Here is an 8,477-nt window from a genome sequence, read left to right as displayed (position 1 = left end):
AGCCAGCTCACCTTCCTGTCGCAGGGCGGCGATCGTGTTGCTTCTGTGCTGATCACCCGTTCGACGCTGTACGGGTCCAAGGTCGACATGACCGTGGCGCCATCGACCGGCAGCACGGTGACCAGCGCGCCGCGCGCGGCGGGGAATCGTCCGCGCTGAAAGTTGGGCGCGCTAAAACAGGCGCGCCAAATCAGATCAGTTGAAGGCTTTGAAGGTGATGAGCGTGAAGGTGTCCTTCACGGCAGTGATGGTCTGCAGCTTGTTGACCACGAAGTGGCCGATATCCTGGCCGTCGGGCAGGTAGCATTTCATCATCAGGTCGTACTGGCCGGAAATCGAATGCACCTCGGAGACCTGTTCGACCTCCTCGACGGCCTTCACAGCCACGTCATAGGCGCGGCCCAGCTCGCATTTCACCATCACGAAAATCGTCTGCATCGCCGGCTCCGTTTCCTCGTCCTGGCGCGACTGTAATCGAAGTCCGCCGTGGGCCGCAATCAGCCCCGCTCAGGCCGCAGCCAGCAGGGCCGATCAGGAGGCTGGATCAGGATGCTCTGCGGCTCGGGCGCAGCAGGAAGTCGGGGACATGGTCGCCCATGCCCACCACCGGCGGTTCGCGGTCTTCGCGATGGTCGCGGCGCCCACGGTCATTGTTGCGGTCGCGATCGTTGCGATCCCGGTCATTGCGGTCACGGCGGGCCTCGCGCGGCTGTTCCGCACGCGGCTGCTCGGCACGGGCCGGTTCGCTGCGGACGGGCTCGCCGCGGGGCTGTTCCGGCCGATCCTTGCGCGAGCGGTCGCGCCGCGGGCGATCCTGCCGGCGCGGCTTCTGCTCGTCGCGGGTCGCGGCGTCATGCTGCTCGACCTGCGGCTGCTCAGCCTGGCCAACCTCGACCTGGGCAGTCTCGACCTGAGTGGCCTCGACGGCGGCCTGCGGTTCACGCGACGCGTCGCTGGCACGGGGCTCGCGGGTGCGATCCCGGCTGCGGGTACGGTCGCCGTCGCGATCCCGCCCACGACCACCGCGGCCACGACCGGCCTTGCGGTCGCGCTCGCCACGTTCGTTGCGTTCATCGGCGGCATCGCCGGCGACATCGCTGGAGTCATGGGCAAAGCCATGCAGTTCCATCACCGGAATGTCGCGCTGGATCAGCTTGGTGATGGCAGAGAGATACTTGCCGTCCTCGCCGGCCACCAGCGTGAAGGCGCGGCCGTTCATGCCGGCGCGGCCGGTGCGGCCGATGCGGTGGACATAATCTTCCGGATGGGTCGGGACGTCGAAATTGAACACATGGGTCAGGCCCTGCACGTCGAGGCCGCGGGCGGCCACGTCGGAGGCGACCAGAATGCCGATCTCGCCCTTCTTGAATTTTTCCAGCGTCGCGGTGCGCACCGACTGGTCCATGTCGCCATGCAGCGGCTGGGCATCGAAGCCGTGGCGGGCCAGCGATTTCGCCAGGATATCCACATCGCGCTTGCGATTGCAGAAGATGATGGCGTTCTTGACCTCTTCGTTGCGGATCAAGGTGCGCAAGGCTTCGCGCTTCAGCTTATGCGGCACCTGAATCTGGAACTGGGCGATCGACTCGGCTGTCGTGGCCTGGCGGGCAACCTCGATTTCCTTCGGGTTGCTCAGGAACTTGTCGGCCAGCTTGCGCATGTCGGCCGCCATGGTGGCCGAGAAGAACAGGGTCTGGCGCAGCGGCGGCAGCATTTTGCCGATCCGCTCGATATCGGGCATGAAGCCCATGTCCAGCATGCGATCGGCTTCGTCGATGACGAAAATCTGCACGCCGGTCAGCATGACCTTGCCGCGCTCGAAATGGTCGATCAGGCGGCCCGGCGTGGCAATCAGCACGTCGACGCCGCGATCCAGCAGTTTTTCCTGCTCGGTGTAATTCACGCCGCCAATCAGCAGCGCCATCGAAAGCGGCGAATTCTTGCCATATTTGTCGAAGCTCTGGGCGACCTGGTCGGCCAGCTCGCGTGTCGGCTCCAGGATCAGGGCGCGTGGCATGCGCGCACGGGCGCGCCCACCGGCCAGGATGTCGATCAGCGGCAGGGTGAAGCCGGCCGTCTTGCCGGTTCCAGTCTGCGCCGTGCCGAGCACGTCGCGGCCCATCAGGACGATGGGGATGGCCTGCGCCTGGATCGGCGTAGGAGTGGTGTATCCGGCATCGGCGACGGCCTTCAGGACCGGCTCGCTCAAGCCTAAATCAGTAAATTCCATGGATTTCCGTATTATCTTGACGGCGTCAGCACAGATGCGCACCGTCCGCGGGCGGACAAGACCACAGGCGCCCCCCTGAGTCAATGCCCCCTTATGCAGGTGGAAAGAGCAAAATCAATCGGTTATCGTCGCAATCCTGCCTTTTACCTCGTGCATTTTCCTGCCGGAGCGTCCCAATGAAACTGATCGACGAGATCGTCGCCAACAAGGCACAACTCACGGCCTGGCGGCACGACCTGCATATGCACCCCGAAACCGCCTTCGAGGAGCATCGCACGTCGGAATTCGTCGCCAAGACCCTGGAGTCCTTCGGCATGCCGGTGCATCGCGGCCTGGCCAAGACAGGTGTGGTCGGCACGCTGAAGGCCGGCAAGGGCAATCGCGCCATCGGGCTGCGCGCTGACATGGACGCGCTCGACCTGATCGAGATGAACGAGTTCGGCCACAAATCGAAGCATGAAGGCAAGATGCATGGCTGCGGCCATGACGGCCACACCATCATGCTGCTCGGCGCCGCCCAGTATCTGGCCAAGGCGAAGAATTTCGACGGCACCGTGCATTTCATCTTCCAGCCGGCCGAAGAGAATGTCGCCGGCGGCAAGGTGATGGTCGATGAGGGCCTGTTCACCAAGTTTCCCTGTGAGTCGGTGTTCGGCATGCACAACATGCCCGGCATCGATGTCGGCAAGTTCGCCGTGCGCACCGGTCCGATGATGGCCTCGGCCGACATGTTCTGGATCAAGATCAAGGGTGTCGGCGCCCATGGCGCCTATCCGCATCGTGGCGTCGATCCGGTGGTGATCGCAGCCGAAATCGTGCTGGCACTGCAGAACATCGTGGCGCGCAACGTTGATCCGCTGCAATGCGCGGTGGTCAGCTGCTGCCAGATCCAGGGCGGGCATACCACCAATGTGATTCCGGAAGAGGTGATGATCGCCGGCACCACGCGCGCCTTCCTGCCCGACGTGCAGGACATGATCGAGGCGCGCATGAACCAGATCGTCACCGGCATTGCCGCTGCCCATGGTGCCAGCGCCAAGCTGGATTACCAGCGCCGCTATCCGCCCACCATCAACACGGCTGACGAAACCGAGCTGGCCGCCAGTGCCGCTGCCGCCGTGGTGGGTGGCGAGAATGTGCTGCGCAATGTCAATCCCAGCATGGGTGCCGAGGATTTCGCCTGGATGCTGCGCGAGAAGCCGGGATCCTACGTCTGGATTGGCAATGGTGCGGGCGAGGAAAGCTGCATGGTTCATAACCCGCGCTACGATTTCAACGACGATGTCCTGCCGATCGGCGCCACCTACTGGTCGCGCCTGGTCGAAACCATCCTGCCGGCGTCATAACCGAACGAGGACGCAGCATGAGCTTCAAGGTGAAGTTCTGGGGCGTCCGCGGCAGCATAGCAACGCCATCGCCGCGCCATATCGGCTTTGGCGGCAACACCTCGTGCGTCGAGCTGAAAGTCGGCAGTCGCGTCATCATCCTCGATGCGGGCACCGGCATCCGCAATCTCGGCCACTGGCTGTTGCGGCGCAATGTGATGCGCGGCGACATCTTCCTGTCGCATACGCATTGGGATCACATCAACGGCTTTCCGTTCTTCTCGCCGGCTTTCAAGCCGGACCGGCATTTCACCATCCATGCCGGGCATTTGTCTGACAGGGGCGGCATTGGGCAGGCCTTGCAGTCGCAGATGGCGCAGCCGTTCTTCCCGGTGCCGCTGGAGAAGATGGGCGCGCAGATTGACAGTGTCGATTTTCGCGCCGGCGACAGCTTCAATCTGGGCGACCAGATCCGGGTGCGCACCACGGCCCTGAACCATCCCGACGGCGCCACCGGCTATCGTTTTGAATATGGCGGCAAATCGCTGTGCTACGTGACCGATACCGAGCACATCCCGGGCAAGCCTGACCAGAATATCCTGGGGCTGATCGAAGGCGCCGATCTGGTGATCTATGACAGCACCTATACCGATGCGGAATTCGAGGATCATGTCGGCTGGGGCCATTCGACCTGGCAGGAGGGGGTGCGGCTTTGCCGCACAGCCGGTGCGAAGACGCTTGCGATTTTCCACCATGATCCCGATCATGAGGATCCGTTCATGGAGGAGCTGGAAGCCGAAGCGAGACAGCTTTGGTCCGGCGCCATGGTCGCACGCGAGAATATGCGCGTGAATTTACTGTAGGGGAGGGGGCGGACACATGTCCCGGATTTACCTGGTGCGCCACGCCAAGGCTGCGGCGCGGTTCGATGAAGATCCTGATCCAAGCCTGTCGGATGACGGCAAGGAGGCGGCGATCGATCTGGCGCTGGAGCTGGAAAAGCTCGGTCCGCTGCCGATCTATAGCTCGCCGATGGAGCGGGCGCGCGAAACCGCCCTGCCGCTGGCCAACCGCTGGGGTTCGGTGCCGGAGGTCAGTGCCGCATTTTCCGAAATTCCTACCCCGGCCGAGATCGCCGAGCAGGGCATCAAGGCCCGTGGACCCTGGTTGCAGCAGATCGCCAACCAGCGTTACAGCACCCAGCCGTCGATCATCCGCGCCTGGCGCGAGGGCGTGATCGGCATGCTGCGCTCCTGCCGCAGTGACACGGTGATCTTCACCCATTTCATGGTCATCAATGCCGCCATGAGCGCGGCGATGAATGATGAGCGTATGGTTGTGATGCAGCCGGATTACTGTTCCTGCACCGTGGTTGAAACCACCATGCGGGGCCTGTCGGTGGTCTCGCGCGGGGCCGAGGCCACGACGAAAGTCTTGTAACCGGGCGGTTCCGTCGCGGCTCGATATCACAGCGTATGCAGTGCGGCGGCTGCGGAATGGCTTGGCCCGGATGCGGTGAACCGGCTAAGTTGGAGCTGTGAGTGGCGATCCAGCGGAATGAGCAGCGCATGAATGTGAAACCGGAGATCAAGGTTGAACCGGCTGCCATGCCTGACGGCTATGTGCTGGAAGACCAGGTTGGCCATCTGATCCGCCGCGCGCATCAGCGCCATACTGCCCTGTTCATCGCCATGATCGGCGACGAGCAGGTGACCACCACGCAATATGCCGCGCTGGTGAAGCTGTATCAGATGGGCGAGCTGTCGCAGAACCATCTGGGTCGTCTCACGGCGATGGACCCGGCCACCATCCAGGGCGTGATCCGCCGCCTCACCCTGCGCAAGCTGATCTCTCATCGGCCGGACAAGAACGACAAGCGCCGCCGCTGTCTCAGCCTCACTGGAGCGGGCCGCGATCTGGTCGGACGCCTGCTGAGCAACGGGCCGAAGGTGAGCAAGGCCACGCTCGATCCGCTGACAGCGGCGGAACAGCAGCAGTTTGTTGCACTGCTCAAGCGTCTGACCTGAGCTTTTCCCGACCTTTCAGCGCTCTGCTGCACTGCCGCATTCCTGCGCAGCAACTGCCTACATTTTGACGTTGACTCTTTCGAGGCAGCAACGCAGCATCATATGCACACGAACGATATCGGCCTGCGGGGGTGGGCGATACGGGCGGATGCCGGAGGGGAGGCCCCAACACCGATGGCGTCTTATGTGCGTCCAACGAGTCTGGCCGAAGCGCTCGATCATCTGAGCGCCGCCAATCAGAATGCAGCCGTGCCGGTGATCCTGGCGGGTGGCACGGATTTCTATCCGGTGCGCGTTGGTCGTGCCGTCGATGACGATATCCTTGATCTGACCGGCATTACCGACCTGCGCGGAATCAGCGAAACCGCCGAGGGCTGGCGCATTGGCGCCACCACCACCTGGAGCGATCTGATCGCCGCCGACCTGCCGCCGCTGTTCGATGCGCTGCGCTCTGCCGCCCGCGCCATTGGCGGCGTGCAGATCCAGAATGCCGCCACGGTCGCCGGCAACCTGTGCAACGCTTCGCCGGCTGCCGACAGCGTTCCGCCGCTGCTGGCCATGCGGGCGCGGGTGGAAATCTCTGCCGCAGGCAACCGGCGCGATGTGGGGCTGGGTGATTTCATCACCGGCAATCGCCGCACCGTGCTGAAGCCGGGCGAACTGGTCTCGGCCATCCTGGTGCCGAAGCCGAAAAAAGACGCGCACAGCATCTTTCTCAAGCTCGGCGCCCGCGAATATCTGGTGATCTCGATTGCCATGGTCGCCGTGGTGGTGGAAGTCGAGAATAACGTGATTTCGGCCGCCAGCGTCGCCGTCGGCGCCTGCTCCGCAGTCGCCCAGCGCCTGCCGTATCTGGAGGCCGAACTGATCGGCCGCCGTTTCAATGTGGCCCTGGCCAACCGCGTCGAGCGCTCGCATTTCGAGGGCCTGAGCCCGATTGACGATATCCGCGCCAGCGGCGCCTATCGGCGCGAAGCGGCGGAAATCCTGGTCCGCCGCGCGCTGACCACACTGACCAAGCAGAAGGGGAACTGACGGCATGCGGCTGATCGTCAACGGCAAACCGCATACCTATCAGGGCTCGCCGGCCAAACGCCTGAGCGATGTGCTGCGCGATGATCTCGGCCTCACCGGCACCAAGGTGGGCTGCAATGCCGGCGATTGCGGGGCCTGCACGGTGATGCTGGATGGCCACCAGGTCTGCGCCTGCCTCACCGCCGTGGGCCAGGCCGCCGGCCGGCCGGTGGTCACCGTCGAAGGATTGAAAGCGCATGGCGCGCTGTCGCGCCTGCAGAGTGCCTTCCTCAAGCATGGCGCGGCGCAATGCGGCATCTGCACGCCGGGCATGCTGATGGCCGCCACCGACCTGCTGGCCGAGGTATCGAAGCCCGATGAACAGCAGGTGATGGATGCCATCGGCGGCGTGCTGTGCCGCTGCACCGGCTATCGCAAGATCGTCGAGGCGGTGCTGGATGCCACCCGCACGCCGGAACTGCCGGCATCGCCCGACATCGGCACCGCGGTGGGGGCGCGCAGCCTGAAGGTCGATGGCGTTGCGAAAGTGGAAGGCACCGAGAAATACGGCGCCGATTACATCCCGCATGACGCCCTGTGGCTGCGCGCGATCCGCAGCCCGCATGCCCGCGCCAGCTTCACGCTCGGCGATTTCTCCGATGCGATGCGCAAATATGGCCTGGTGCGTGTGTTCACCGCCGACGATGTGCCGCGCAACGGTTTTGCCATTTTCGACGACAAGGACCAGCCGGTGCTGGCCGATGGGCTGGTGCGCTATCGCGGTGAAGCCGTGGTCGCGCTGGTCGGCCCGCGTGCGGCGGTCGAAGCGGTCAAGCCCGAAGACCTGCCGATCCAGTATGTACCGGAAGATCCGGTCAGCGGCGTGATCGCCGCGGCCGCGCCCGGCGCCAGGCTGGTGCAGGCCGGCAAGCCGGAGAATGTGCTGATCCGCGGCAATGTCACCAAGGGCGATGTGGCACAGGGCTTTGCCACCGCCGCCGCCATCGCCGAGGGCCTGTTCCAGACCTGCTTCGTCGAACATGCCTATATCGAGCCGGAAGCCGGCTGGGCCGTGCGGATTGGCGACCGCATTGAAATCCATGCCTCGACCCAGGCGCCCTATATGGACCGCGACGAGGTGGCGAGCGTCATGCAACTGCCGCCCGACCGCGTGCGCATCGTGCCGACCGCCTGCGGCGGCGGCTTCGGCGGTAAGCTGGATGTCTCGGTGCAGCCGCTGATCGCGCTGGCGGCCTGGACTCTGGATAAACCGATTGCCTGCGTCTACACGCGGCCGGAAAGCATGGCCTCCAGCACCAAGCGCCATCCGGCGCGCATCACGGCAAAATTTGCCGCCGCGAAAGACGGTCGGCTGGTGGCGGTGGAAACCGATGCCGATTTCGATACCGGCGCCTATGCCAGCTGGGGCCCCACCGTGGCCAATCGCGTGCCGGTGCATGCCACCGGTCCGTATCATGTGCCGCATGTGAAGAACCGCAGCCGCGCGCTGTTCACCAACGCGCCACCCTCGGGTGCCTTCCGCGGCTTCGGCGTGCCGCAGGCCGCGATTGCCCATGAAACCCTGATGGATGACCTGGCCGCACGGTTGGGCATCGACCGCCTGGAAATGCGCTTCATCAACGCGATCCGCGCCGGCGACCTGACGGCGACCAGCCAGAAGCTGGAACATTCCGCCGGCCTGGCCGATTGCATCGCCGCGCTGCGTCCGCATTGGCAGGCGATGACGGCCGAGGTCGAAGCCTTCAATGCCCGCCGCAAGACCCTGCGCCGCGGCATCGGCATCGGCTGCATGTGGTATGGCCTGGGCAATACCTCGATTTCCAATCCCTCCACCATGCGGATCAGCCTGCGTGCCGATGG

The 8,477-nt window shown here is 64.4% G+C and carries 8 protein-coding genes; 6 read left to right on the top strand and 2 right to left on the bottom strand.

The annotated features are described in order from the left end of the window. Positions 1-195 precede the first annotated feature (195 nt). Together AAG799_RS21140 and AAG799_RS21135 are read right to left on the bottom strand one after the other, a co-directional pair. The gene (locus tag AAG799_RS21140) at positions 196-438 is read right to left on the bottom strand and encodes an Lrp/AsnC ligand binding domain-containing protein (protein WP_341898965.1); all 243 of its coding nucleotides are present in this window, start codon (positions 436-438) and stop codon (positions 196-198) included. A 106-nt stretch (positions 439-544) separates the two neighbouring features. Continuing rightward, positions 545-2,209 (bottom strand): DEAD/DEAH box helicase, encoded by a 1,665-nt coding sequence (locus tag AAG799_RS21135; protein ID WP_341898964.1) that lies wholly within the window; start codon positions 2,207-2,209, stop codon positions 545-547. A 197-nt stretch (positions 2,210-2,406) separates the two neighbouring features. On the opposite strand from AAG799_RS21135, the gene AAG799_RS21130 reads away from it, so the two are divergent. From AAG799_RS21130 to AAG799_RS21105, 6 genes are all read left to right on the top strand, one after another. Continuing rightward, positions 2,407-3,576 (top strand): M20 aminoacylase family protein, encoded by a 1,170-nt coding sequence (locus AAG799_RS21130; RefSeq protein ID WP_341898962.1) that lies wholly within the window; start codon positions 2,407-2,409, stop codon positions 3,574-3,576. 17 nt (positions 3,577-3,593) lie between these two features. Continuing rightward, positions 3,594-4,418 (top strand): MBL fold metallo-hydrolase, encoded by an 825-nt coding sequence (locus AAG799_RS21125; RefSeq protein ID WP_341898960.1) that lies wholly within the window; start codon positions 3,594-3,596, stop codon positions 4,416-4,418. 16 nt (positions 4,419-4,434) lie between these two features. Then, positions 4,435-4,995 (top strand): histidine phosphatase family protein, encoded by a 561-nt coding sequence (locus AAG799_RS21120; RefSeq protein WP_341898958.1) that lies wholly within the window; start codon positions 4,435-4,437, stop codon positions 4,993-4,995. Between the two features lie 101 nt (positions 4,996-5,096). After that, the gene (locus AAG799_RS21115) at positions 5,097-5,582 is read left to right on the top strand and encodes a MarR family winged helix-turn-helix transcriptional regulator (protein WP_341898957.1); all 486 of its coding nucleotides are present in this window, start codon (positions 5,097-5,099) and stop codon (positions 5,580-5,582) included. Positions 5,583-5,768: 186 nt separating this feature from the next. After that, entirely contained in the window at positions 5,769-6,617 is an 849-nt protein-coding gene (locus tag AAG799_RS21110; RefSeq protein ID WP_341898955.1) for an FAD binding domain-containing protein, read from the top strand. Between the two features lie 4 nt (positions 6,618-6,621). After that, on the top strand, positions 6,622-8,477 hold a 1,856-nt coding region (locus AAG799_RS21105), incomplete at its 3' end, for a molybdopterin cofactor-binding domain-containing protein (protein ID WP_341898953.1).

The sequence above is a fragment of the Ferrovibrio terrae genome (assembly GCF_943371255.1).
Classification (GTDB): domain Bacteria; phylum Pseudomonadota; class Alphaproteobacteria; order Ferrovibrionales; family Ferrovibrionaceae; genus Ferrovibrio; species Ferrovibrio terrae_B.
This window is presented reverse-complemented; position numbering and strand designations above follow the sequence as displayed.

Excerpts from the sequence above, each read along its gene's own strand:
- AAG799_RS21140 (WP_341898965.1), bottom strand. The coding sequence starts at position 438 with ATGCAGACGATTTTCGTGATGGTGAAATGCGAGCTGGGCCGCGCCTAT.
- AAG799_RS21130 (WP_341898962.1), top strand. The coding sequence starts at position 2,407 with ATGAAACTGATCGACGAGATCGTCGCCAACAAGGCACAACTCACGGCC.
- AAG799_RS21125 (WP_341898960.1), top strand. The coding sequence starts at position 3,594 with ATGAGCTTCAAGGTGAAGTTCTGGGGCGTCCGCGGCAGCATAGCAACG.
- AAG799_RS21120 (WP_341898958.1), top strand. The coding sequence starts at position 4,435 with ATGTCCCGGATTTACCTGGTGCGCCACGCCAAGGCTGCGGCGCGGTTC.